The following is a 23,717-nucleotide window of genomic DNA, read 5'->3' on the forward strand; positions in this document are numbered from 1 at the left end:
ATGAGCATCTGGTTCGGAGAGCCGTCGATCGAGTGGGCGAACTCCCGCGGCGAGCACGCGCTCATCCGCGCGCTCGGCATCGAGATGACCGACCTCGGCGACGACGTGCTGCGCGGGCGGATGCCGGTCGACCACCGCACCCGGCAGCCGGGCGGGGTGCTGCACGGCGGGGCATCCGTCGCGTTCGCAGAGACCCTCGCGAGCTGGGGCTCGAGCTTCACCGTCGACCCCGCGTTGAACTATTGCGTCGGCATGGAGATCAACGCGAACCACATTCGGCCGGTGGCCGAGGGCTGGGTCTACGGCGAGGCGCGCCCGATCGCCCGCGGCCGCACGACGCAGGTATGGGAGATCAGGATCACGGATGCCGCGGGCAAGCTCGTGTGCATCTCGCGGTGCACGCTCGCGGTGCTCTCGACGCCGTCGCAGTACTGAGCGGGTTGGAGGATCGGCGCAGCCCGATGTTCGCCCCGGTGCCGCGAGAGCGACACCGGGGCGATCGTCAGGCGATCAGGACGCGGCCGCGGTCGCGTAGGCGGTCTGCGCGACCGAGCCGTAGTACGGCCCGAACATCATGTTCGGGATGTTGTTGTATCCGAAGCTGTTGAGCGAGTTCTGCGCCCCCGAGCCGAGGAACCAGGGGCCGCCCGACGAGCCACCGGGCATGTCGCACGGGATGCCCTGCGACTGCGTCTGGCCATACGGGTCGGCGGTGGCGGTGCCGGCGCAGGACTTCAGCGTCTGCCCGTCGAACGGGGCGGCGGCGGGGTATCCGAACGCCTCGTATGCGAGTCCGCGCGCCTGGTTGAATGCGACCGCGGAAGCGCCGACCGTCTGCGCGAGCGTGCGTCCGTTCAACGGCGCAACCTTCACGAAGGCCGTGTCATACGTGATGTCGCCGCCCTTCGTCCATTGGGTGGGCGCCGAGAACGACGTCGCGGCCCACTGGCCATAGGGGGCCGCGCCGTTCTCGTACGCGGGAACGAAGATCCAGCGGCTCGCGAACTTGCCCTTGCCGCTGTGCACGCAGTGGCCGGCGGTCGAGACGACGCTGCCGTTCGTCGCGCTCACGGAGTTCGCCGAGCACACGTAGTTGCGGCCGCCCAGGGTGAAGAACACCTTGCCGATGTTCGGCACGGCCGCCTCACTCGTCGCGAACAGGTCGACGTCGGGGGCGGGAGCGGGCTTGCCGTACGTGACCGGCGCGCCCTTGGCGACCTCGCTCGCGGGCGTCGACGCCACCTTGTCCGCGACCAGCACGTCGGCCGGCGTCGCCCCGCGCATTCGGTCGGGGGTCCAGTATTCGGCGGCGGTCGCCGTCTCCGCTGCCGGGACGCCGACATGATCGACGCCGGGCGATCCAGATGGCGGTGCGGCGACGGCCGCGGTCGGCGCGGCGAGCAGCGCGCTCGCGACGAGCGCGGCACCGACGAGCCCGGTGCGGAGTGAGGTGAGTTTCATGGACGCGTGCCCTCTCTATGCCAGCGGCCCGATCCCCCATGTTCCGGTTGCACCGGGGCCGCGGTGAACGGAATGCCCGAGAGCGTGTCATAGGTCCCCCGATCAGGGGGAGAGGCCGAGGCGGAGTTCGTGGACATCGACGAACATCGGCGCGGAACCGAAGAATCCGCCCCGGCGGTCCGCCGGCCGGATAGTCTCTTCCATTCGGCGCTCGCGCGTCGCGCGAATATCGTGGACTCGTGAAGCCATTCGTCCTCCTCGCCACGCGCGCGGAGGACCAGCCTGCCGACGCGGAGTACGCCCTCTTCCTCCGCAACGCCGGACTCGACGAGCGGGAACTCGTCCGGGTGCGGCTCGAGGCGGCGCCCATGCCCAGGCTGGACCTCGACACGATCTCGGGAATCCTCGTCGGCGGCGGCCCGTTCAACGCCTCCGATCCGCCAGAGCGGAAGACGCCGGTGCAGCACCGCGTCGAGGCGGAGTTCAGTGCCCTCCTCGACGAGGTGGTCGCCCGGGACTTCCCCTTCCTCGGCGCCTGCTACGGCGTCGGCACCCTCGGCGTCCATCAGGGCGCGCCGATCGATCGCACCTACGCCGAGCCGATCAGCGTCGTGCCCGTCACCCTGACCGATTCCGGAGCATCCGACCCGATCCTTGCCGGGCTGCCTCGGACGTTCAACGCCTTCGTCGGCCACAAGGAGGCCATCCGCTCGCTGCCCGACTCGGCGACCCTGCTCGCGTCGTCGCCGACGTGCCCGGTGCAGATGTTCCGGGTGGGTGCGAACGTGTACGCGACGCAGTTCCACCCCGAGCTCGACGTCGACGGCATCATCCTGCGCATCCACGCCTACGCGAATCATGGCTACTTCGCCGCCGACGAGCTCGAGACGACGATCGCCGCGGTACGGCGCGCCCCCGTGTCGTACCCGAGCCGGATGCTCCGGAGCTTCGTCGAGCGCCACGCCCGGTAGCCGAATCCGCTCGGATGAGCACCGACGGCCGCCCAGCCGGCTCGCCGCCGCACGTGTGGGAGGATGGAAAGCGTCCAGCTCGGACGCCCCTTCCACCCCCGAGGAGCCATCGCTTCGCATGTGCGGCATCGTCGGCATCGTCTCAACCGAGCCCGTCAACCAGCAGATCTACAACAGCCTCCTCCTGTTGCAGCACCGCGGCCAGGATTCCACCGGCATCGCCACCGCCGACGGCCCCGTCTTCCACATGACGAAGGCGCGCGGGCAGGTGCGTGAGGCGTTCCGCACGCGCGACATGCGCTCCCTCATCGGCAATATCGGCCTCGGCCACGTGCGCTACACCACGAAGGGCGCCGCCGAGCGCGAAGAGGAAGCGCAGCCGTTCTACGTGAACGCGCCCTACGGCATCATCCTCGTGCACAACGGCAACCTCACGAACACCCGCGAGCTCTCGAGCGACCTGTTCTCGATCGACCGCCGGCACGTGAACTCCACGAGCGACACCGAGATGCTCCTGAACGTGCTCGCCACCGAGCTGCAGGGCCAGATCAAGGGCCTCGACCTCGACACCGATCAGGTGTTCAAAGCCGTCGAGCAGGTGCACGCCCGCGTCGAGGGCTCCTACGCCGTCATCGCGCTCATCGCCGGTTACGGCCTCCTCGCCTTCCGCGACCCCTTCGGCATTCGCCCCCTCATCCTCGGCCGGCGCATGACCGAAGCCGGCAAGCCCGAGTGGATCGTGGCATCCGAGTCCCTCGTGCTCGAGAACGGCGACTACGAGGTCGTGCGCGACGTCGAGCCGGGCGAGGCGATCTTCATCGGCCTCGACGGCGAGATGGTCTCGAAGCAGTGCGCCACGAACCCGCGCCTCGTGCCGTGCTCGTTCGAGTACGTCTACCTCGCGCGACCCGACTCGGTGATGAACGGCATCTCGGTCTACGAGGCACGCTTGCGCATGGGCAACCGGCTCGCCGACACGATCGCCACCCATATGGACAAGGGCGACATCGACGTCGTCATGCCCATTCCCGACTCGTCGCGGCCGGCCGCCATGCAAGTGGCGCAGAAGCTCGGCATCGAGTACCGCGAGGGCTTCTACAAGAACCGCTACGTGGGCCGCACCTTCATCATGCCCGGCCAGGCCGAGCGCAAGCGCTCGGTGCGCCAGAAGCTCAACGCGATGGGCACCGAGTTCAAGGGCAAGAACGTGCTCATCGTCGACGACTCGATCGTGCGCGGCACGACCTCGAAGGAGATCGTCGAGATGGCCCGCGCGGCCGGCGCCAACCAGGTCACGTTCACGTCCGCGGCTCCCCCGGTGCGCTTCCCGCACGTCTACGGCATCAACATGCCCTCGCGCCGCGAGCTCGTGGCCTACGGCCGCAAGATTCCCGAGATCGCGGCCGAGCTCGGCGCCGACCACATGATCTACCAGGAGGTCGTCGACCTGCAGGCCGCGATCACCGAGGGCACTTCGATCGAGCAGCTCGACATGTCGTGCTTCACGGGCGACTACGTCACCGGCACGGTCACCGAGGAGTACCTCGCGTGGGTGGAGAAGACGCAGCTCTCCTAACCCCGGTGGTCGAGTAGCGCCGCCGAAGGCGACGCGTATCGAGACCACTCTGCACCAGACTGGCGTGATGGGGTTCACCAGCCGCGGCACCGTCCGCACGCCCGTGCTCGAGATCGCGTATGAAGAGGCGGGGCCGCCCGACGGTCCGGTCGCGGTGCTCTCGCACGGGTTCCCGTACGACGTGCGCGCGTACGACGAGGTCGCAGGGCTGCTCGCGGCATCCGGTGTCCGGGTCATCGCGCCGTACCTGCGCGGCTTCGGCCCGACGAGATTCACGGATGCCGCGACGCTGCGCTCGGGCGAGCAGGGCGCCCTCGCGCAGGATCTCCTCGACCTCCTCGACGCGCTCGAGATCGAACGAGCCGTCGTCGGCGGCTACGACTGGGGCGGACGCGCGTCGTGCATCGTCGCGGCGCTGCATCCGTCGCGTGTCACCGGGCTCGTGACGGTCGGCGGCTACAACGTGCTGAACCCTGCGCGCGCAATGGAGCCGGCGCGCCCCGAGTGGGAGGCCACGTACTGGTACGTGTTCTACTTCCACTCCGAACGCGGTCGCCGCGGCCTCGAGTTGCACCGCCACGAGCTCTGCGAGCTGCTGTGGACCACCTGGTCGCCCGAGTGGACGGATGCCGCGGCGGCATTCCGCGCGAGCGCCCCAAGCCTCGACAACCCCGACTTCGTCGACGTCGTGATCCACTCCTACCGCCACCGGTACGGGCTCGTCGCGGGCGACCCCCGCTATGCGGCGATCGAGCGCGCAATGGCCGCCGAGCCGCCCATCCCGGTTCCGACGGTCGTGCTCGAGAGCGGCGCCGACGGCATCGGCGGTCCGAGCGGGGCCGAGGGCCGCGAGTGGTTCACCGGCCCGTACGCCTTCCGTGAACTGCCGGGCATCGGGCACAACCTGCCGCAAGAGGCGCCGCGCGCGTTCGCCGAGGCGGTGCAGAGCCTGCTCTGAGGCCGCCCTAACCGACCGGCCCGCGGCCGGCCCGCTACTCGTCGATGCGGTGGGTCGACTGGTGCTCCATGGTGACGGATGCCGCGCGGCCCGCGAGCACTCGGTCGATCACGAGTGCCACGAGGGCGCCGAGGGCGACGCCGATCGTGCCGCACGCGAGCAACAGGAATCCGAACACCTGCCCCTTGTCGAACTCGGGGTTCTCGGGGAACGCGACCGTGAGGATGAGCGCGGCCACCACGCCCACGACCGCCCCGAGCGCGAGGAACCGGGGGTAGCGCGGCGATCGCCGCACGCTCACGGTGTCAGACGTGACGTCGGTCGTCTCGAACGGCTCGATCCGGCCGCCTGCGCCGGGCTCGAGGGATTCGGGGGAGTTCGAAGCGTCGCTCACCCGTCCATTGTCGCATCCGGACCCGGGCGCTTCCGCGGGCCGCGAGCCGGTTGGCTGAGCCCTCAGCCGAGTGCGACGAAGAACGACAGCACGAAGAGCACCGCGGCGACCGGCGTCATCGTCGAGCGCTCGGGCTTGCTGCGCGACATCGCGTTCATGACGATGCCGAGGCCGAAGTACGCGAAGATCACCCACGCCGCGATGTCGACGGCGAGCTCCGGAAGCACGGCCGCAACGAGCCCCGCCTTCATGAGGAAGATCCACGCGAAGGCGGCGTAGAGCACGATCGACACGACGCTGCCGATGCGCTTCGAGGCGGGCAGTACGCGGTCGGCGCCGCCCCACGCGAAGTGCCCGAGCGGCGCTCCCGCGATGAGCGCGAGCTGGAAGATTGCGAGCAGGCCCAGCACGACGCAGAGGGCGATGGCGGCGATGGTCACGGCGCAGAGCCTACCGGGTGCGCTTAACGCGAGAGGGGCAGCTGCGCGCTCACGTCGGCGCGCTGCCCCGAGGCGTGCACGCGGCCGGCGGCTCGCGCATCGGCCCAGGCGAGGGCCCCCGTGGCGAGGGCGAGCCACGTGGCGGCATCCGTCTCGATCACGTTCGGCGGAGTGCCGCGCGTGTGCTTGGGCCCCTCGATGCACTGCACCGCCCCGAACGGCGGCACCCGCACCTCGACGGTGCCGCCCGGCGCCTGCTCGGCGAGCAGTTGCAGCGTGTAGCGCACGGCGAGCGCGAGGGTCGCGCGATCGACGGATGCCGCGGCATCCGCTGCCCCATCGCCGCCCGTCGCCGCGGCGAGCGCCGCCCTGCCCGACTCGTCGTCGATCCTCGCTCGTGCCATGAGCAGATTCTCCCATCGAGCGCGCGCGTGCGGCTCAGGACACCGAGGCGGACCTGCCAGTGGCGATGCCGCGCAGCGTGAGCAGGAGGATCAGGACGGCGCCCGAGAAGATCGCGATGTCGGCGACGTTGCCGACGAAGAGGTTGCCGTAGCCGATGAAGTCCACCACGTGGCCGCGACCGAATCCGGGCTCGCGGAACAGCCGGTCGCCGAGGTGGGTGGCCGCGCCGCCGAGCACGAGGCCGATCGCCACCATCCAGCCGACGGAACGCAGCGACCACGCGAACCAGGCGAGGCCGACGACCGCGGCGGCGGCGAGCACCGCGAGCACCCACGTGAACTCGGTGCCGATCGAGAACGCGGCACCCGGGTTGTAGACGAGCACGAAGCGGATGAGATCACCGATCACCGGGACCGTCTGGCCGTCGGCGAGCGCCGTCTCCGCCCACAACTTGGTGCCCTGGTCGACGAGCACGACGAGGGCGGCGACGACGAGGGTGAACCAGAACAACCGGCGACCGGTAGGGGTCGGGTCGTCCGCGCTCGTCGCGTCATCCGCGCTCGTGGGGTCGTCCGCGCTCGTCGGCTCATCGGTGCTCACCCGCCCCATTATCGCCGCCGGTGCGCGCCGCTTCGTGCGTTGCAGGGTGGAGCACCCTGACGAACGCGTGACGAGCGGCCGAAATCGCTGGGGTAGCCTGAACCGGTGAGAATCCTCGTCCTCGGATCGGGCGCGCGCGAGCACGCCATCATGCTCGCCCTGCTCGACGAGGAGGCCGGGCACGAGCTCATCGCCGCACCCGGGAACGCGGGCATCGCAGCATCCCCCACGTCGTCGGCCCGCGGCAGCGTGACGACGATCGCGCTCGACCCGACCGACCCGGTGCTCGTCACCGACTATGCGTTCGAGAATGACATCGAGCTCGTCGTCGTGGGCCCCGAGGCTCCCCTCGTGGCGGGCGTCGCCGACGCCCTGCGCACCCGCGGCATCGCCGTGTTCGGCCCCGGCAAGGCGGCCGCCGCCCTCGAGGGGTCGAAGACCTTCGCGAAGCGCGTCATGGAGGCCGCGGGCGTGCCCACCGGCCGCGCGAGCCTCGCCGACACGCTCGAGGAGGTCGAGCGCTCGATCGACGAGTTCGGCGCCCCCTATGTCGTGAAGGCCGACGGCCTCGCGGCGGGCAAGGGCGTGCTGGTCACCGACGACCGCGACGCGGCGCTCGCGCACGCCGCCCACTACCTGCAGCAGGGCCCGGTGCTCGTCGAAGAGTTCCTCGACGGCCAGGAGGTCTCGCTCTTCCTGCTCTCCGACGGCACCCACGTGCTGCCCCTCTCGCCCGCGCAGGACTACAAGCGCCTCCGCGACGGCGACCAGGGCCCGAACACCGGCGGCATGGGCGCGTACTCGCCGCTGCCCTGGCTCGACGACCGCTTCGGAAGCGAGAAGGCGTTCGTCGACGAGGTCATCGATACGATCGCGCTGCCCACCGTGCGCCAGCTCGCCGCCGAGCAGACGCCGTTCATCGGCCTGCTCTACGCCGGCCTCATCCTCACATCGCGCGGCATCCGCGTGATCGAGTTCAACGCGCGCTTCGGCGACCCCGAGACCCAGGTCGTGCTGCCTCGCCTCGACACGCCACTCTCGGGCCTGCTGTTCGCCGCGGCCACCGGCGGTCTCGGCGGGCTGCCCCGACCGGTGTTCCGATCGGATGCCGCGGTCACGGTCGTGCTCGCGAGCGAGGGGTATCCCGAGGCGCCAGAGACCGGCCGGGTGATCGAGGGACTCGACGCCGCGGCATCCGTGCCCGGAGTGCACCTCGCCCACGCTGCCACCGCCATCGGCGCCGCGACCGAGGCCCGGGGCACGTCGCCCCTGCTCGCGACCGGAGGCCGGGTGCTGAGCGTCGTGGCCGTCGGACAGGACTTCGCCGAGGCGCGCCGCCGTGCCTACGAGGCGCTCGCGCACATCCGGCTCGACGGCGCCCAATACCGCACCGACATCGCGGCGCGCGTCGCGGAGTGACCGCGTGACTGCTTGACGCTGTCAAGGGATGACGGCCGCCCGCCGCCGTTCGGCGCCCGGCCTACACTGAGTCCGTGAGCGAAACCGTCGACGGCTGGACCCATGTCTACTCGGGCAAGGTGCGCGATCTCTACGTGCCGACCAAGATGATGGACGACGACGACAGCTGGACCGGCGACCCGCTGAGCCACTCGCCCGTCGTGCTCGTCGTCGCGAGCGATCGCGTGAGTGCGTTCGACGAGGTGCTCAGCCCCGCGATCCCCGGCAAGGGCGCGATGCTCACGAAGCTCACCCGCTGGTGGTTCGACCAGCTTCCCGAGGTGCCGAACCACTTGGCGCATCCGCTCGACGATCGTCTCGAGGCGCTCGAGCTGCCCGAGGTGCCCGACGAACTCGCCGAACGGGCGACCCTGTGCCGCACGCTCGACATGTTTCCTATCGAGTGCGTCGTGCGCGGCTTCATCACCGGCGGCGGCTTTAAGGAGTACCAGGAGACGGGCGCCATCGGCGGCATCCCGCTGCCTGATGGGCTCTCGAACGGCGACCGCCTGCCCGAGCCGATCTTCACGCCCGCGTGGAAGGCGCCGCTCGGCGAGCACGACGAGAACATCTCGTTCGAGCGCACCGTCGAACTCGTCGGCGACGTCGTCGCCGAGCAGTTGCGGGAGCTCTCGCTCGAGATCTTCGAGCACGCGTCAGCGATCGCCGAGCAGCGCGGCCTCATCCTCGCCGACACGAAGTTCGAGTTCGGCGCCGACCGCGCCATCGGCATCGTGACGCTCGCCGACGAGGTGCTCACCTCCGACTCGAGCCGGTACTGGGATGCCGAGGCGTACGCCACGGCCGAGACCCCCGAACTGCGCATGGCGAGCTTCGACAAGCAGATCGTTCGCGACTGGCTCGCCGCGAACTGGGACCCCGAGGCCGTCGAGGAGCCGCCGACGCTTCCGCACGAGATCGTCGAGCAGACGGCGGAGCGGTACCGGGCCCTCGTGGATCGGCTGACGCAAGGCGGGTAGTTCCCGGCGGGAATGCCGCGGCGGCGGCATCCGTTATCATTAGTTGTGACTACAACCAATGAGCGGCCGACGAGCGGACTCCTCGCTGCCGACACGGGCATGGGTGCCGTGACGCTGCGGGTGGGCGACCTCGACGGCATGATCCGCTACTACCGCGAGGGCGTGACCCTCGAGCTGCTGCGCCACGACGGGCCCGTGGCGGTACTCGGACGCGGCACGACGCCGATCGTCATCCTCGAGTTCGCCCCCGAGCTGAAGCACGCCGCACCGCGCAGCGCCGGCCTCTTCCACACGGCGATCCTCTTCAACTCCCGCGAGGCCCTCGCGACGGCCGTCTACTCGGTCGCCGCGAAGTACCCCGCAGCATTCACCGGGAGCGCCGACCACCTCGTGAGCGAGGCGTTCTACTTCAACGACCCCGAGGGCAACGGCGTCGAGCTCTACTTCGACCGCGACCGTTCGCAGTGGAGCTGGACCCACGGCTCCATCGAGATGGCCACCGTCTTCCTCGACCCGAACGAGTACCTGCGCGCGAACCTGACCGAGACGGCAGCGGATGCCGCGGCGGCGGGCACCGGGCTCGGCAGCGCCATCGTCGGCCACGTGCACCTGTCGGTCGGCGACATCGCGAGTGCGCGCGAGTTCTACGTCGACCGCCTCGGCTTCGAGACCACCGCAAGCATGGGATCGTCTGCCCTGTTCGTGAGCGCGGGCGGCTACCACCACCACATGGCCATGAACACGTGGAACAGCGCCGGCGCCGGCAAGCGCGGCCTCGCGCTCGGCCTCGGCAAGGTCGAGATCGTCGTGCCCGGCGCAGACGACCTCGGCGAGTTGGGCGAGCGGATGTCGCACTTCGGCGTTCCCACGCGTGACAACGGCCGCTCGATCGCATTCGACGACCCGTGGTCGAACCTCGTCGAGGTGCGCGCCGCCCGCTGAGGCAGCCTACGGCGCTGTGCGCTCGTGCGCCATCCGGTGGAAGTCCTCGAAGTCCTGGGAGACGCCGGGCAGCGGCGTCGAGTCGGGGCGCGCGCGGAGGCCGTCGAGGATGACGGTGAGCTGCCGTCGCCAGTAGGGCAGGTAGTCTCCGCCGAACTGCCCGAGCGAGCCGAGCATGTTGACGAGCACGTTGAGGTCGACGCCTGAGACGTCTGGGCGGAGCGACCCCTCGCGCTTGGCACGCTCGACGAACTCCTCGATCGCCGACTCGAACTCGAGGCCCGGGCGGTGCTCGGGATCGACCTCGGCGACGCGGCGCATGACGGCGGGCAGATACGGCGAGGAGGCGACCCACTCGCCGAGCCGCTCCACGAAGAGCTCGACCGAGCGCCAGCCCGTGGGTGCACCGAGGATCTCGGGGGCGAGGCGGTGGAACATCTCGATCGAGGAATCGTAGAGCTCGCGAATGAGTGCATCGCGCGTGGGGAAGTGCCGGTAGAGCGTGCCGGCGCCCACGCCGGCGCGCGTGGCGAGCTCGTCGAAGGGAGCTTCGATACCGCGCTCGGCGAAGAGGATGCGCGCCTCCGCCAGGATCCGCTCGTGGTTGCGCTGCGCGTCACGACGCGGTGTTGCGCTCAAGTTCACATCCTCACCGTACTGCCGACTACGATACGGAGAGCATCCTCCGCACTATTTGTCTGCGGGAGATGGCCGCTCGTTCGGGGGAGCTGAGCGGCAGATGCCCTGCCGGCTGCAACCCGCGCCGGCAGGGCATCCCCATTGACGGCGCCCATTCGGCTTGCGAGGGTGCGCGGCTAGGCTGAAGTCGTGGCCCAACCCGCCGAACAACCCGAACCCAGCGACGACGCCGAGCAGCCCGTCATCGGCAACACGCGGCGCATCGAGGCATCCGTCGTCACCGACTTCAGCGACCGCATGAGCTACGGCGGCTACCTCGACCTGCCCACGCTGCTCTCGGCGCAACGGCCGATCAGCCGGCCCGAGCACCACGACGAACTGCTGTTCATCATCCAGCACCAGACCACCGAGCTGTGGCTGAAGCTCGTGCTGCACGAGCTTGAGACCGCGCGCGACCTGCTGCGCGCCGACCAGCTCGCGCCGGCGCTCAAGTGCATCGCCCGCGTGAAGCACATCCAGCGCACGCTCACCGAGCAGTGGTCGGTGCTCGCCACGCTCACGCCGACGGAATACGGCCAGTTCCGCGGCGTGCTCGGCAACGCGAGCGGGTTCCAGTCCTACCAGTACCGCGCGGTCGAGTTCGTGCTCGGCAACAAGAACGAGCGCATGCTGCAGGTCTTCGAGGCCGACCCCATGGCGAGCGCGATGCTCGAAGCGGCGCTCAAGACGCCGAGCCTCTACGACGAGTTCCTGCGGCTGCTGGCGCGGGCCGGCTACGCGGTGCCCGACGAGGTGCTCGAACGCGACGTCACCACCGCGTGGACCTTCGTGCCCGAGCTCGTGCCGATGTTCGGGCAGATCTACGCGAATCCCGAGGAGCACTGGGCCGCCTACGAGACGTGCGAAGAGCTCGTCGACCTCGAAGACAACTTCCAGCTCTGGCGGTTCCGGCACCTGAAGACGGTCGAGCGCATCATCGGCTCGAAGACCGGCACCGGCGGCTCGAGCGGCGCTACGTTCCTCAAGCGCGCCCTCGAGCTCACGTTCTTCCCCGAGCTCTACGCCGTTCGCACCGAGATCCCCGGGTGACGGATGTCGCACGTCGCTGAACCCGAACCCCACGCGTCGGCCCGCGACGATGCGGCCGAGGTGCGGGCATCGGTCGCCCGGCACGCGTCGCGCTCGCCGCTCGACTTCGGTCCGCTCGCCCGCCCCGCGCGCCGGTCGCTCGGCGGCGACCACCCAGGCGAGCCGGGCACGATGCTGCCGCCGTTCCGCGACCACCACGTGCACCTCATGATCATCGGCGCCGATGCGCTCCGCGACACCGGCATCGCGAGCGTGGTCGACCTCGGCGGGCCGCTCGAGGACATCGCGTCGTACGCCCAGCGCGAGGGCCTGCCCCACGTGGACTTCGCGGGCGAGTTCCTCACAGCACCCGGTGGGTATCCCTCCGGGCGGTCGTGGGCCGCCGAGGGCAGCGTGCGCGAGCTCGAGGCTGTCGAGGGCGCGGGTCGCTCGTCGTTGCCGACGCCCGTGCAGACGGCGATCGACGAGCAGCTCGCGTTCGGGGCATCCGTCATCAAGGTCGCCCTCAACTCGGCGGTCGGGCCGGTGTTCGACCGCGCGACGCTCGATGTGATCGTCGCGACGGCGCACGCGCGCGGCCTGCCCGTGGTCGCCCACGTCGAGGGCGAGGGGATGTCGCGGCTCGCGATCGAGGCCGGCGTCGACGCCCTCGCGCACACGCCGTTCACCGAGCGCGTCGACGACGAGCTCGTGGCGCGCGCCGCAGCGCGCGGGCAGTGCTGGATCTCGACGCTGCACGTGACGAGCCACGGCGAGCCTTCCACCGAGCTCGACTGCGCGCTCGACAACCTCTCGCGATTCCGCTCCTCCGGCGGACGCGTGCTCTACGGCACCGACCTCGGCAACGGCGACCAGCCGCTCGGGGTGAACCCCGACGAGCTCGTCGCGCTCGTGCGCGCCGGGCTCGGGGCATCCGATCTCGTCGCCGCCATCACCGACCCGTGGCCCGGCCCCGACGTGCCACTCGACGGCATCGCGACGTTCATACCGGGCACGCCGCCCGCCGCGCTCGACGAGGTGCCCGAGTGGCTCGCGTCGGCCGTGATCGTTCCGATCGAAGACCTGGAGCTCCGGTGACCCTCGACCCGCATCTCGCCTTCGCGCGCCGCATGGACCGCGCCGACGGGCTCGCCCACTACCGCAAGCGCTTCGTGGGCGCCGCGGGCGACGTCGTGTACTTCGACGGCAACTCGCTCGGGCGGCCGCCGCTGGCGGCGATCGAGCGGGTCGAGCGGTTCCTGCGCGACGATTGGGGTGGCCGCCTCATCCGCGGCTGGGACGAGGCCTGGATGCAGCTGCCGTACGAGATCGGCGACCGCATCGGCCGGGCCGTGATCGATGCGAAGGCCGGCCAGACGGTGATCGGCGACTCGACGACCGTGCTGCTCTACAAGCTCGCTCGCGCCGCCGTCGATGCGCAGCTCGCGCGCGATCCGGGCCGGAACGAGATCGTCGTCGACACCGACAACTTCCCCACCGACCGCTACGTGCTCGACGGCATCGCGAAGGAACGCGGCGTGCGGCTGCGCTGGATCGACGTCGACACGAGCGGCGGCGTCACGCCCGAGCAGCTCGCGAACGCGGTGGGCCCCGCGACGGCGCTCGTCGTGCTCAGCCACGTCGCCTACCGGTCGGCCTACCTCGCCGACGCTCGCGAGCTCACCCGCATCGCGCACGACGCCGGCGCGCTCATCCTCTGGGACCTCTGCCACTCGGCGGGCTCGGTTCCCGTGCAGGCCGACCTCTGGGGCTTCGATCTCGCGGTCGGATGCACGTACAAGTACCTGAACGGCGGCCCGGGCTCGCCCGCGTTCGCGTATGTGCGCGACGACCTGCAGGCGGCGATCCGTCAGCCGATCCAGGGCTGGATGGGCGCGGCCGACGTGTTCGCGATGGGCCCCGAGTATGCGCCGGCGCCCGGCATCCGCAGATTCGTGAGCGGCACGCCGCCCATCGTGGGCATGCTCGCGATGGAGGAGACGCTCGCGATGATCGAGGAAGCCGGCATGCGGGCGATCCGCGCGAAGTCGGTGGCGCTCACGTCGTTCGCCATCGCCGTCGCCGACGAGTGGCTCGCCCCGCTCGGCGTGACCCTCGCCTCGCCGCTCGACCCCGAGCAGCGCGGCAGCCACGTGACGTTGCAGCACCCGGCGATGCGCGAGGTGACCGCGCGGCTCTGGCAGCGTGACGTGATTCCCGACTATCGCGACCCCGGCGGGCTGCGGATCGGACTCTCGCCGCTCTCGACGAGTTTCGAGGAGGTGCACCGCGGCCTCGCGGCGACCCGCGACACCCTGAAAACGGTGCTGCTCGAGCGCGCGGGACTCGCGTAGCCGGTGGTCGAGTAGCGATCATTACCAGCCACGCCGCCGGCTTGGCAAGCCCGCCGCCCGTTCAGGCGGATGGGATGGCCCGAGCGTACGATGGCCGAATCGCACGACGAAAGGATGTGGCACGATGACCGATGCCGACCGCAATATCGACGAAGCGACGAAGGCAGCTACAGAGGCGGCGCGAGGCGCAGCCGACCGAGTGGGCGACACCGCCACCGAGTCAGCGGCACGGCTCTCCGATGCCGCGTTCGGAGCAGCGGGCAAGATCTCCGACACCGCGAGCGATGCCGCTGACGCGTTCTCCGCGACCGCGCACGCCAAGAAGGCGGAGCTCGCCGACACGATCGACACCATTTCGCACCAGGCCACGGCCGCGGTGGAGAGTGCCAGAGAGGGCGTCAACGAGGGCGTCGCCTACGTGAAGGAACGCTACCGCGAGAACCCCGGCCTCGTGATCGCGATCGGAGCCGCCGCCCTGATCGGCGTCGTCACCGTCGTGAAGGCGATCACCCGGCGCTGACCACGCCGGCGAACGCGCCCGCGCGCCCAACGGCGCTCCGGCGTGCGTTCGCGCGCGCCCGATCTGCCAATCGAAGCGGCGCAGAGATCGTGAGCACGTGGCGGACGAGCCGCGCAGCAAGCCCGGATAGAATCGAGGCATCCAGACCCCCGACACCGGACGGAGAACCGCGGTGCCAACCATCGTCGTCGACGTGATGCCCAAGGCCGAACTGCTCGACCCCCAGGGGAAGGCCCTCGCCGGCGCCCTCGCCCGCACCGGTCGCACCGGGTTCACCGGCGTGCGCATCGGCAAGCGCTTCGAGCTCACCGTCGACGGTCCGATCGACGACGCACTCAAGGCGAGCGTCAAGGAGATCGCGGAGGAGATCCTCTCGAACTCCGTGATCGAAGACGTCGTGGGCATCCACTACGAGCAGTCGAACGCCGAGCTCGCCGAAGAGGCGACGCACGCGGCATCCGAGACGCACGACGGCACGGTGCTTTCTGACGGATTCGGCGCGCCCGCCGGCGAGACGCACTGAGGAGGCCGACCCATATGCGCATCGGCGTCATCACGTTCCCCGGCTCGCTCGACGACCGCGACGCACAGCGCGCCGTTCGACTCGCTGGCGGCGAGCCCGTTGCCCTGTGGCACGGCTCGCACGACCTCGAGGGCGTCGACGCGCTCATCCTGCCGGGCGGCTTCAGTTACGGCGACTACCTGCGGGCCGGCGCGATCGCGAGTCTCTCGCCGATCATGAGCGAGGTCGTGGATGCCGCGAACAGCGGCATGCCCGTGCTCGGCATCTGCAACGGCTTCCAGATGCTCGCCGAGGCGCACCTGCTCGAGGGCGGACTGATCCGCAACGACCACGGCTCGTTCATCTGCCGCGACCAGGCGCTCTCGGTCGAGAACGCCGACACCGCCTGGACGAGCGACTTCGAGGCCGGCCAGCAGATCACGATCCCCCTGAAGAACGGCGAGGGCGGGTTCATCGCGTCGGATGACACGCTCGACCGGCTCGAGGGCGAAGGACGCGTGGTGTTCCGCTACGTCGACGTGAACCCCAACGGCTCGCTCCGCGACATCGCGGGCATCTCGAACGAACGCGGCAATGTCGTGGGCCTCATGCCGCACCCCGAGCATGCCGTCGAACCCGGCTTCGGCCCCGACACGTCGCTCGCGATGCGCTCGGGCGTCGACGGGCTCGGGTTCTTCACGAGCGTCGTGCGCAAGGCACTCGTCGAGGCGTAGTCACGGCCGACGAACCGCGCGCGGCCACTCCTCGGTGGTCTCGATCGTCGAACGGGCCGGCTCGTCGGCCGACGGCGGGTTCACGACCGGGATCGCCTGCGTGAACTGGGCCGCTCGCTCCTCCGCCTCGCGCGTTCCGGTGAACAGTCCCGAGCGATCGCCGTCGCCTGCGCCGTGATCGGATGCCGGCGCCGATTCGGGCTTCGGCGGGGCATCCGTTCGCCCCGTCTCGCCGCCGCGCTGCAGGAGCATCCGCTGCGCAGGCTCGGCCTCGGGGTGCGTCCGCTGGATCCAGTGGACCAACTCCTCGCGCACGTAGCAGCGCAGGTCGAACAGGGTCGGTGCGTCGATCGCCGTCACGAGGATCCGCACCCGCACGAGGCCGCCGACGGCGTCGGTCACCTGCAGCACCTTCGCCCGGCCGTCCCACAGGTCGGTACGTTCGAGGATGGCGTCGAGGTGGTCGCGCATCGCCGCAGGGGAGACGCGCCAGTCGAGGTCGAGCTCGACCGACCCGAGGAGCTGGCTCGTCGTGCGGGTCCAGTTCTGGAAGGGCTGCGAGGTGAAGTACGTGCACGGCAGCACGAGCCGCCGGTCGTCCCACAGGCCGACGACGACGTAGTTGAGGGTGATCTCCTCGATGCGACCCCACTCCTCTTCGACGACCACGACGTCGTCGACCCGGATAGCGTCGCTGAACGCGAGTTGGATGCCTGCGAACAGGTTCGCGAGCACCGACTGCGCGGCGAGGCCCGCGACGATCGAGATGATGCCGGCCGAGGCCAGCACGGATGCGCCGAGCGCGCGGACGCTGTCGAACGTGAACAGGATGACGCCGAGCGCGATCACCACGACGATCACGACCACGAGGCGACGGAGGACCGCCAGCTGCGTTCTCGCGCGGCGGGCAACGCGGTTGTCGGCGACGTCGACGCGGTAGCGCTGCATGCCGAGGTCGGTCAGGAGCAGGAACACCTGGCACGCGAGCCATCCGCCGACGGCGATGACCGCGATGAGCAGGGCGTGGTCGACGCCCGGGCGCCACTCCTGACCGGCGAAGGAGACCGCCACGGCGATCCAGAGCCCGACGACGAGGAGCATCACTCGGAACGGCCAGCGGACGCGCCGGATGAGGATCTTCGCCCAGTCGCGACGACGCGCGATGGCGCGGACGATCGCTGAGGCGATCGCGGAGATGATCAGCACCGCCGCGACGACCGCGAGCAGGGCGATCGCGAAGGCCGACCAGGACTGCCAGGTGGGTGACATCGTTCCAGCCTTGCGAAGCCCTCGGCCGAGGCCAAGCAGATCCAGCCGATTGACAGGCGAGGCGGAGCGGCCGGTCAGCCGCCCCGCCCCGTCCCGCGCCCTTCAGAGCGTTCCGTCAGGCGTGGCGATCGGCGTAGCACCCCGGGGCATGATCAGCGCGGACGCCCGTCACGTAGGACGCGGGCGTGCCGGGCACGACGCCCGACACGTACAAGCCGGGTTCGGCGGGCGTGACGCCCGAGACGTAGTGACCCAATACGGGCTGGGGGAATCGCCCGGACGGCGAGGCGGGCGGGGCCGTCGTCGTCGCGGTCTGGAGGTGGGCGGAGGCGTAGGCTGGAGCGGATCCGTGGTTCATCGGTGCTTCCTTGGTCGGGAGTTCGGGGATCTGGGTCGTTGCGATGCCGGGGCTGCCACCCCGGCATCGCGTCTTCCGACCAGACGAGCACCCGAGCCGCGACATCCGCGCAACCCGGGCACCCGCCCGATCGGAGAGGTTCGGTCTGACTACGCGGCGGCGTCGTCGTCGTCGGCCTCGGGCTGCTGCGGCGCGTCGGCGTTCACGCCCGCGGCATACGCCGCACGAAGCGCGGTGCCGAGGCCGCCATCGACGTTCGTCCAGTACTGGAAGAAGCGCTCGCGGATCTCGTCGATCGTGATCGCGCTGGCCTGGCCGGCGAGGGTCGTGAGCAGGCGGGCCTTGGCCGCGTCGTCGTAGACCTCGCGGTAGAGCGTTCCGGGCTGGCCGAAGTCGCTGTCGTCGGAACGCAGCGTGTAGGCCGTGCGCACGAGCTCGCCGTCGCTCTCCCAGCCGCCCTCGGCCGCTCGCTCGGCGTCGGCCACGGGGCCGCCGAAGGAGTTCGGCGCGTAGACCGGCGCGCTCGGCGCGTTGTAGTGGTGACGCTGGGCGCCGTCTTGCGAGTAGTTGTGCACGGATGCCGCGTGCGGCGCGTTCACGGGAATCTGGTTGTAGTTCGTGCCGACGCGGTAGCGCTGCGCGTCGGGGTAGGAGAACACGCGGGCCATGAGCATCTTGTCGGGGCTGATCGCGATGCCCGGCACGGTGTTCGCCGGCGAGAAGGCGGCCTGCTCGATCTCGGCGAAGAAGTTCTGCGGGTTGCGGTTGAGCGTGAGCGTGCCGACCTTGATCAGCGGGTAGTCGGCGTGCGGCCAGACCTTGGTGAGGTCGAACGGGTTGAAGCGGTACTGCTTCGCGTCGTCATAAGGCATGACCTGCACGTGGAGGTCCCACGCGGGGTGGTTGCCTGCTTCGATCGCGTCGTGCAGGTCGCGACGGTAGTAGTCGGCGTCGGCGCCGGCGATCGCTTCGGCGGTCTCGGCGTCGAGGTGCAGGTCGCCCTGCTGCGAACGGAAGTGGTACTTGACCCAGAACTTCTCGCCCGCGGCGTTGATCCACTCGTAGGTGTGCGAGCCGTAGCCCTGCATCTCGCGCCACGACTTGGGAAGCCCGCGGTCGCCCATGAGGTACGTCACCTGGTGCGCGGACTCGGGCGAGAGGGTCCAGAAGTCCCACTGCATGTCGGCGTCGCGCAGGCCCGAACCCGGCAGGCGCTTCTGCGAGTGGATGAAGTCGGGGAACTTGATGGCGTCGCGGATGAAGAAGACCGGCGTGTTGTTGCCGACGATGTCGTAGTTGCCCTCGGTCGTGTAGAACTTCACCGAGAATCCGCGAACGTCGCGCCAGGTGTCGGGCGAGCCCTGCTCTCCGGCCACGCTCGAGAAGCGCGCGAGGGTCTCGACGGTCGAGCCGGGCTGGAACACGGCGGCTCGAGTGTAGGCCGAGACATCCGCCGTCACCTCGAAGGTGCCGAAGGCACCGCCGCCCTTGGCGTGCACGATGCGCTCGGGGATGCGCTCGCGGTTGAACTGCGCGAGCTTCTCGACGAGGTAGCGGTCGTGGAGCACGGTGGCGCCGTCGGCGCCGACGGTCAGCGAGTGGGCGTCGCTCGCGACGGGGGTTCCCGTCTGCGTGGTCGTGTGTTCGGCCATTGCTTCCTTCTCTCTTCGGTGTTCGACCGCCGTCGTTCGACAGGTCGGCGGATGGACCGGCGCTGGTCGGCCGGTTCGGGGCGGATCGGTCAGGTGAGGGCGCGGCAATCGGGGCACAGGCCCCAGAAGGTGACTTCGGCCGTCGCGATCTGGAACCCGTGGGTCTCGGACGGCGTCAGGCACGGGGCCTCGCCGACGACGCAGCCGACATCGACCACGGCGTTGCAGCTCGTGCAGACGAGGTGGTGGTGGTTGTCGCCGATGCGGTTCTCGTAGAGCGCAGGCGACCCGGCCGGCTCGATCTTGCGCAGGATGCCGGCACCGCTCAGCGCAGCGAGCACGCCGTAGACCGTCTGCAGCGACGTGTTGGGCAGCTCGCGCGTGACGCGGCGGAAGATCTCGTCGGCATCGATGTGCTCACCGAGCTCGATGGCGCCGAACACCGCGAGCCTCGGCTCGGTGACTTTGAGGCCGGCCTCCCGCAGGTGGGCGGCCGCCTCCTGGCGGTCGGGAGCGACGTCGGTCAACATGTCCCCACGGTAGCAGTTGTTTTGAGTTACTCAAAACAACTGAGGGAACCTCCGGTGGTCGAGTAGCGCCGGGCGAAGCCCGACGCGTATCGAAACCACGCGTCCCCGGCGCGATGATGGAGCAATGACCGACCCGTTGACGCCTGAACCCCTCACGCCCGAACTCGAGTCCACCATCCGTCAGATCTTCGACCGCCGCGACCGCGACGAGATGCAGCCGACGATCGACGCGTTCCTCGCGCTCCTCGCCGAGCACCCGGGTCACCCAGAGGTGCTCTACGAGGTCGGCGGATCGTACGACACCGCGGGCGAGGAGCAGACGGCGCTCGGCTACTACGAGGCCGCGATGGCGGCCGGCCTCTCGGGCGACTCGCTGCGGAAGTGCCTCATGCAATATGGCAGCACGCTGCGCATCCTCGGCCGCTACGACGAATCGCTCGTGGCGCTCGATCGGGCGCTCGCCGAGTATCCCGACTCCGCCTCGGTGCGGGCGTTCCACGCCCTCGCCCTGCACGCGGCGGGCCGCAGCGACGGCGCCGTGGGCGAGCTGCTCGAGCTCGTCGCCGACGGCCTGCGGATTCCCGAGGTGGTGAGGTACGAGGCCGCGCTGCGCGGCAACGCCGCCTACCTCAAGCAGCTCGACGCGGAGCGCCGGGCCGGCTGAGTTGGGCGCAGCCGCGGCCTCCGTTCGGTTCAGTACTGCAGCAGCGAGAAGATCTCGTAGCGATCGCCGAGCGCGGCGCGACCGCCGAGCGCCGTGAGCTCGAGGGCGACCGAGATGCCCGCGACCTGCCAGCCCGCGCGCTCGACGAGGCGCGCCGCCGCGGCGACCGTGCCGCCGGTGGCGAGCACGTCGTCGACGATGAGCACCCGGGCTCCGGGAGCGAGCTCACCCTCGTGCACCTCGAGCGCCGCGCGCCCGTACTCGAGGTCGTACTCCTCGCGGAGCACGGCGCGAGGGAGCTTGCCGGCCTTTCGCACCGTGAGCACGCCGGCCCCGGTGAGGGCCGAGGCCGCGCCCGCGATGAGGAATCCGCGCGCCTCGACCCCGCCGATCTCGTCGAAACGACCCGCGAAAGGGTCGGTCAGGCCCGTGGCGAGCGCATGCAGTGCGGGCGCGCTCGCGAATACGGGAGTGAGGTCGCGGAACGTCACGCCCGGTTCGGGGAAGTCTGGAATGGTCGCGATGCGGCTCGCGACGAGCTCGCCTGCTGACTGCTCGATCACCGGCTCAGAGTATCGCGCGCGACCGGCGCGACCGGCGCTCGGCGCCTGCGAGGATTGACGGACGCGAACGCCGACCCCTGGAGCATCCGTGTCACCGAAGCGCCTCTACCGCATCCTCGCCATCGCCGAGGCCGTCACGTGGACGATCCTCATCGTCGCGATGATCCTGAAGTACGCGGCGGGCTTCGATGCCGCGGTGCTCGTGGGCGGGTCGATCCACGGCTTCGTGTTCCTCGCGTACGCGTTCTCGGCGGTGCTCGTCGGCGTGAACCAGCGCTGGAGTGTCGGCCTCGTCGCCGTCGCCGTCGTCACCGCGGTCGTGCCCTACGCGACCGTTCCGTTCGACCTGTGGCTCGTTCGCCGCGGCCGGCTCGAGGGCGGCTGGCGCGACGAGCGCACCGACCACCCGGCCGACGGCAACTGGGTGAACACGTTGTTGCGCTGGTTCCTCGCGCGTCCGGTGCTGTTGACCGTGGTCGCGGTGCTCGGCATCGCCGCGGTGTTCACCGCGCTGCTCGTGATCGGCCCGCCCGGCGGTCGCGAGGCGTAAGCGAGCGGATGCTGCAGCCGCAGCATCCGGAGTCACCGTCGCGGCGCGACATCCGGCACCATTGATGACATGCCCATCCTGAACAAGGACATGTCGGTCTGCATCTCGCTCGCCGGCCGCCCGTCGAACCTCGGCACGCGCTTCCACAACTTCCTCTACGACGAGCTCGGCCTGAACTTCATCTACAAGGCCTTCACGACCGACGATCTCGAGGGTGCCGTGCGCGGCATCCGTGCCCTCGGGATCCGCGGATGCTCCGTGTCGATGCCATTCAAGGAAGCGGTCATCCCGCTCGTCGACGAGATCGAGCCGTCTGCTGCGGCGATCGAGTCGGTGAACACGATCGTGAACGACGGCGGCCGGCTCACGGCCTCGAACACCGACTACGAGGCGATCGCGGCGCTCATCGCCGAGCACGGGCTCGATCCGGCCTCGCGAGTGTTGGTGCGCGGCTCGGGAGGTATGGCGAAGGCGGTCGTCGCGGCGTTCCGCGGCGCCGAGTTCTCGGACGTCACGGTGTTGGCGCGCAACGCCGAGGCCGGGCCGGCGCTTGCGGCGAAGTACGGGTACGACTGGGTCGCCGACGACCCGGCGCCGTCGTTCGACGTCATCGTGAACGTCACCCCGATCGGGATGCACGGTGCCGAGGCCCACGCCCAGGCCTTCTCGCCCGAGTTCATCGAGCGGGCCTCGACGGTGTTCGACGTCGTGGCGTTCCCTGCAGAGACGCCGCTCGTCACCGCCGCCCGCGCGGCCGGCAAGCGCGTGATCTCGGGTGCCGAGGTCATCGCACTGCAGGCGGCCCGGCAGTTCGAGCGGTACACGGGGGTGCCGCTCACGCGCGAGCAGGTGGAGCGGGCGTCGGCGTTCTCGCGGGCGGAGTAGCGCCGGGGCGGGCCTCCGGTGAACGCGCGACTGCTCACACCGCCGGCGTCGCCGCGGGACCCACCGGGCCGATCCCGGCCTCGGAGCCGACGAGCGCGGCGGCGATCGACGCGAGCTCGGCGGAATCCAACTCCAGCCGGGCTGCGGGGGCCCATTCGGCGACCTGCGCGGGGGTCTTCGCGCCGACGATCGCCCCCGAGATGCCCGGCCACGCGAGCACCCACGCCACCGCGACCGCGCCGATGGAGACCCCGCGGCGGGCCGCGATGGGTCGCAGTGCCTCGACGACGCGGAGGTTCCGCTCGAGTTCGACCGTGAACGCCGGGTTGCCGCGTCGCCAGTCGTCGGGCGAGAGGGCGGCGACGCGTTCGGCCGAGAAGGCGCCGGTGAGCAGGCCCGACTGCATCGGCGAGTACGTGATCACGGCGACATCGTGCTCCGCGGCCCAGCGCACCTCCGAGGCCGCGCTCCGGTCCAGGGCGGAGAACGGCGGCTGGATCGCGTCGATCCGGGCGATCGCGTGTGCGACATCCAGTTGCGCGACGTCGTGGTTCGAGAGCCCGATCGCGCGCACCTTGCCCTCCTGCCGCAATGCGGCCATCTCGGCCCAGTACTCCGCGAGCGGCGTCGCGTTGGGCGACGCCGACCCGCCGTCGCCGTTCCAATCGAGGGATTCGCCCGTGTCCGGCCAGTGCACCTGGTAGAGGTCGATCCGATCGACGCCGAGCCGGCGCAGCGAGCCGTCGACCTCGCGGCGGAGACTCTCGGGCCGCATGACACGGCTGGGTGCGGCATCCGGATGTGCGTCGTCCCAGACGAGTCCCGCCTTGGTGAACACGAACGGACGGTCCGCCTCGGCGAGCGCGGCGACCGCTCGACCGACGAGCGCCTCCGAATGGCCGAGCCCGTAGACGGCGGCGGTGTCGATCCAGGTGACGCCGTGCTCGGCGGCGGCGTGGATCGCCGCGATCGACTCGGCATCGTCCGTGGGGCCCCAGGTGTAGCGCCAGCCGGCCCCGCCCACGGCCCAGGCGCCGAAGCCGAGGCGACTGATGGGCATGTCTGCGATGTGATTGGTCATGCTTCGACGCTAGGAACGGCGCGGTGGCCCAGCCAGACCGCGTCGAACCGGGGACTCGGAGAGCCACCCTCGTGGCGCACATGGCTGGTACCGGGAGAGAGCCACGCCCGTGCGGCACATGGGTGGTACCGGGAGAGCCACGCTGTTGTCGGCGGCCTGCCGG

General features: G+C 70.4%; 27 protein-coding genes and 1 pseudogene. 16 read left to right on the top strand and 12 right to left on the bottom strand.

The genetic code is table 11. The features are described 5' to 3' along the window. Window positions 1-435 carry a hotdog fold thioesterase gene (locus tag ESP51_RS13205; protein WP_129521365.1) on the top strand — a complete coding sequence of 145 codons (435 nt, stop codon included), beginning with the start codon at window positions 1-3 and terminating at the stop codon, window positions 433-435. Window positions 436-510: 75 nt separating this feature from the next. On the opposite strand, the gene ESP51_RS13210 is transcribed toward ESP51_RS13205, so the two are convergent. After that, window positions 511-1,461 carry a trypsin-like serine peptidase gene (locus ESP51_RS13210; RefSeq protein ID WP_129521366.1) on the bottom strand — a complete coding sequence of 317 codons (951 nt, stop codon included), beginning with the start codon at window positions 1,459-1,461 and terminating at the stop codon, window positions 511-513. A gap of 239 nt (window positions 1,462-1,700) precedes the next feature. On the opposite strand from ESP51_RS13210, the gene ESP51_RS13215 reads away from it, so the two are divergent. The 3 genes from ESP51_RS13215 (at window position 1,701) to ESP51_RS13225 (ending at window position 4,966) form a co-directional block, all read left to right on the top strand. Continuing rightward, window positions 1,701-2,432: a glutamine amidotransferase gene (locus ESP51_RS13215; RefSeq protein WP_129521367.1), complete on the top strand. Its 732-nt coding sequence runs from the start codon at window positions 1,701-1,703 to the stop codon at window positions 2,430-2,432. A 118-nt stretch (window positions 2,433-2,550) separates the two neighbouring features. Continuing rightward, the gene (gene purF, locus ESP51_RS13220; RefSeq protein WP_129521368.1) at window positions 2,551-4,008 is read left to right on the top strand and encodes an amidophosphoribosyltransferase; all 1,458 of its coding nucleotides are present in this window, start codon (window positions 2,551-2,553) and stop codon (window positions 4,006-4,008) included. Window positions 4,009-4,075: 67 nt separating this feature from the next. Next, complete coding sequence (locus tag ESP51_RS13225; protein WP_129521369.1) at window positions 4,076-4,966, top strand: alpha/beta fold hydrolase; 891 nt, start codon at window positions 4,076-4,078, stop codon at window positions 4,964-4,966. Between the two features lie 34 nt (window positions 4,967-5,000). Here ESP51_RS13225 and ESP51_RS13230 read toward each other — a convergent pair whose 3' ends face one another. The 4 genes from ESP51_RS13230 to ESP51_RS13245 form a co-directional block, all read right to left on the bottom strand. Beyond that, the gene (locus ESP51_RS13230) at window positions 5,001-5,360 is read right to left on the bottom strand and encodes a hypothetical protein (protein WP_241843159.1); all 360 of its coding nucleotides are present in this window, start codon (window positions 5,358-5,360) and stop codon (window positions 5,001-5,003) included. 62 nt (window positions 5,361-5,422) lie between these two features. Beyond that, window positions 5,423-5,800 carry a hypothetical protein gene (locus ESP51_RS13235; protein ID WP_129521370.1) on the bottom strand — a complete coding sequence of 126 codons (378 nt, stop codon included), beginning with the start codon at window positions 5,798-5,800 and terminating at the stop codon, window positions 5,423-5,425. A 23-nt stretch (window positions 5,801-5,823) separates the two neighbouring features. Continuing rightward, window positions 5,824-6,204: a sterol carrier family protein gene (locus tag ESP51_RS13240; protein ID WP_129521371.1), complete on the bottom strand. Its 381-nt coding sequence runs from the start codon at window positions 6,202-6,204 to the stop codon at window positions 5,824-5,826. Window positions 6,205-6,238: 34 nt separating this feature from the next. After that, window positions 6,239-6,805, bottom strand: coding sequence for a signal peptidase II (locus ESP51_RS13245; RefSeq protein WP_241843160.1), 567 nt, complete (start codon window positions 6,803-6,805; stop codon window positions 6,239-6,241). A 105-nt stretch (window positions 6,806-6,910) separates the two neighbouring features. Between ESP51_RS13245 and purD the strand changes: the two genes are divergently transcribed. From purD to ESP51_RS13260, 3 genes are all read left to right on the top strand, one after another. After that, window positions 6,911-8,224, top strand: a complete 1,314-nt coding sequence (gene purD / locus ESP51_RS13250) for a phosphoribosylamine--glycine ligase (RefSeq protein ID WP_129521373.1) — start codon at window positions 6,911-6,913, stop codon at window positions 8,222-8,224. A gap of 74 nt (window positions 8,225-8,298) precedes the next feature. Beyond that, a complete protein-coding gene (locus tag ESP51_RS13255; protein ID WP_129521374.1) occupies window positions 8,299-9,243 on the top strand; it encodes a phosphoribosylaminoimidazolesuccinocarboxamide synthase in 945 nt (314 codons plus the stop codon). A gap of 99 nt (window positions 9,244-9,342) precedes the next feature. Then, window positions 9,343-10,185: a VOC family protein gene (locus tag ESP51_RS13260; RefSeq protein ID WP_129521394.1), complete on the top strand. Its 843-nt coding sequence runs from the start codon at window positions 9,343-9,345 to the stop codon at window positions 10,183-10,185. Between the two features lie 6 nt (window positions 10,186-10,191). On the opposite strand, the gene ESP51_RS13265 is transcribed toward ESP51_RS13260, so the two are convergent. Further along, window positions 10,192-10,824, bottom strand: coding sequence for a TetR/AcrR family transcriptional regulator (locus ESP51_RS13265; protein ID WP_164990514.1), 633 nt, complete (start codon window positions 10,822-10,824; stop codon window positions 10,192-10,194). Window positions 10,825-11,013: 189 nt separating this feature from the next. Here ESP51_RS13265 and kynA point away from each other — a divergent pair, with 189 nt between their 5' ends. From kynA to purQ, 6 genes and pseudogenes are all read left to right on the top strand, one after another. Continuing rightward, entirely contained in the window at window positions 11,014-11,913 is a 900-nt protein-coding gene (kynA, locus tag ESP51_RS13270) for a tryptophan 2,3-dioxygenase (protein ID WP_422386849.1), read from the top strand. 3 nt (window positions 11,914-11,916) lie between these two features. Further along, window positions 11,917-12,990, top strand: coding sequence for an amidohydrolase family protein (locus tag ESP51_RS13275; RefSeq protein ID WP_206737310.1), 1,074 nt, complete (start codon window positions 11,917-11,919; stop codon window positions 12,988-12,990). A gap of 32 nt (window positions 12,991-13,022) precedes the next feature. Next, on the top strand, window positions 13,023-14,246 hold the full coding sequence (locus ESP51_RS13280; RefSeq protein WP_129521396.1) for a kynureninase: 1,224 nt from the start codon (window positions 13,023-13,025) through the stop codon (window positions 14,244-14,246). A 124-nt stretch (window positions 14,247-14,370) separates the two neighbouring features. After that, window positions 14,371-14,766 (top strand): hypothetical protein, encoded by a 396-nt coding sequence (locus ESP51_RS13285; RefSeq protein ID WP_129521376.1) that lies wholly within the window; start codon window positions 14,371-14,373, stop codon window positions 14,764-14,766. Between the two features lie 172 nt (window positions 14,767-14,938). Then, window positions 14,939-15,172: pseudogene (gene purS, locus ESP51_RS13290) on the top strand (phosphoribosylformylglycinamidine synthase subunit PurS); the annotation flags it as partial. Between the two features lie 131 nt (window positions 15,173-15,303). Beyond that, window positions 15,304-16,002 carry a phosphoribosylformylglycinamidine synthase subunit PurQ gene (gene purQ, locus ESP51_RS13295; RefSeq protein ID WP_129521377.1) on the top strand — a complete coding sequence of 233 codons (699 nt, stop codon included), beginning with the start codon at window positions 15,304-15,306 and terminating at the stop codon, window positions 16,000-16,002. Here the strand turns inward: purQ and ESP51_RS13300 are convergent, their stop codons facing one another. The 4 genes from ESP51_RS13300 to ESP51_RS13315 form a co-directional block, all read right to left on the bottom strand. Beyond that, complete coding sequence (locus ESP51_RS13300) at window positions 16,003-17,271, bottom strand: mechanosensitive ion channel family protein (protein WP_129521378.1); 1,269 nt, start codon at window positions 17,269-17,271, stop codon at window positions 16,003-16,005. Between the two features lie 115 nt (window positions 17,272-17,386). After that, window positions 17,387-17,629, bottom strand: a complete 243-nt coding sequence (locus ESP51_RS13305) for a hypothetical protein (RefSeq protein WP_129521379.1) — start codon at window positions 17,627-17,629, stop codon at window positions 17,387-17,389. 149 nt (window positions 17,630-17,778) lie between these two features. Then, window positions 17,779-19,281, bottom strand: coding sequence for a catalase (locus tag ESP51_RS13310; protein ID WP_129521380.1), 1,503 nt, complete (start codon window positions 19,279-19,281; stop codon window positions 17,779-17,781). Window positions 19,282-19,370: 89 nt separating this feature from the next. Further along, a complete protein-coding gene (locus ESP51_RS13315; RefSeq protein WP_129521381.1) occupies window positions 19,371-19,811 on the bottom strand; it encodes a Fur family transcriptional regulator in 441 nt (146 codons plus the stop codon). A gap of 124 nt (window positions 19,812-19,935) precedes the next feature. Here ESP51_RS13315 and ESP51_RS13320 point away from each other — a divergent pair, with 124 nt between their 5' ends. Next, window positions 19,936-20,475: a tetratricopeptide repeat protein gene (locus ESP51_RS13320; protein WP_129521382.1), complete on the top strand. Its 540-nt coding sequence runs from the start codon at window positions 19,936-19,938 to the stop codon at window positions 20,473-20,475. A gap of 29 nt (window positions 20,476-20,504) precedes the next feature. Here the strand turns inward: ESP51_RS13320 and ESP51_RS13325 are convergent, their stop codons facing one another. Further along, a complete protein-coding gene (locus ESP51_RS13325) occupies window positions 20,505-21,038 on the bottom strand; it encodes an adenine phosphoribosyltransferase (RefSeq protein WP_129521383.1) in 534 nt (177 codons plus the stop codon). An 88-nt stretch (window positions 21,039-21,126) separates the two neighbouring features. Between ESP51_RS13325 and ESP51_RS13330 the strand changes: the two genes are divergently transcribed. Then, complete coding sequence (locus tag ESP51_RS13330; protein WP_129521384.1) at window positions 21,127-21,588, top strand: DUF3817 domain-containing protein; 462 nt, start codon at window positions 21,127-21,129, stop codon at window positions 21,586-21,588. Between the two features lie 69 nt (window positions 21,589-21,657). Further along, a complete protein-coding gene (locus ESP51_RS13335) occupies window positions 21,658-22,473 on the top strand; it encodes a shikimate 5-dehydrogenase (RefSeq protein ID WP_129521385.1) in 816 nt (271 codons plus the stop codon). A 34-nt stretch (window positions 22,474-22,507) separates the two neighbouring features. Here the strand turns inward: ESP51_RS13335 and ESP51_RS13340 are convergent, their stop codons facing one another. Next, on the bottom strand, window positions 22,508-23,554 hold the full coding sequence (locus ESP51_RS13340) for an aldo/keto reductase (protein ID WP_206737311.1): 1,047 nt from the start codon (window positions 23,552-23,554) through the stop codon (window positions 22,508-22,510). Window positions 23,555-23,717: the final 163 nt, after the last annotated feature.

Source organism: Agromyces albus (genome assembly GCF_004134825.1).
Taxonomy (GTDB): Bacteria; Actinomycetota; Actinomycetes; order Actinomycetales; family Microbacteriaceae; genus Agromyces; species Agromyces albus.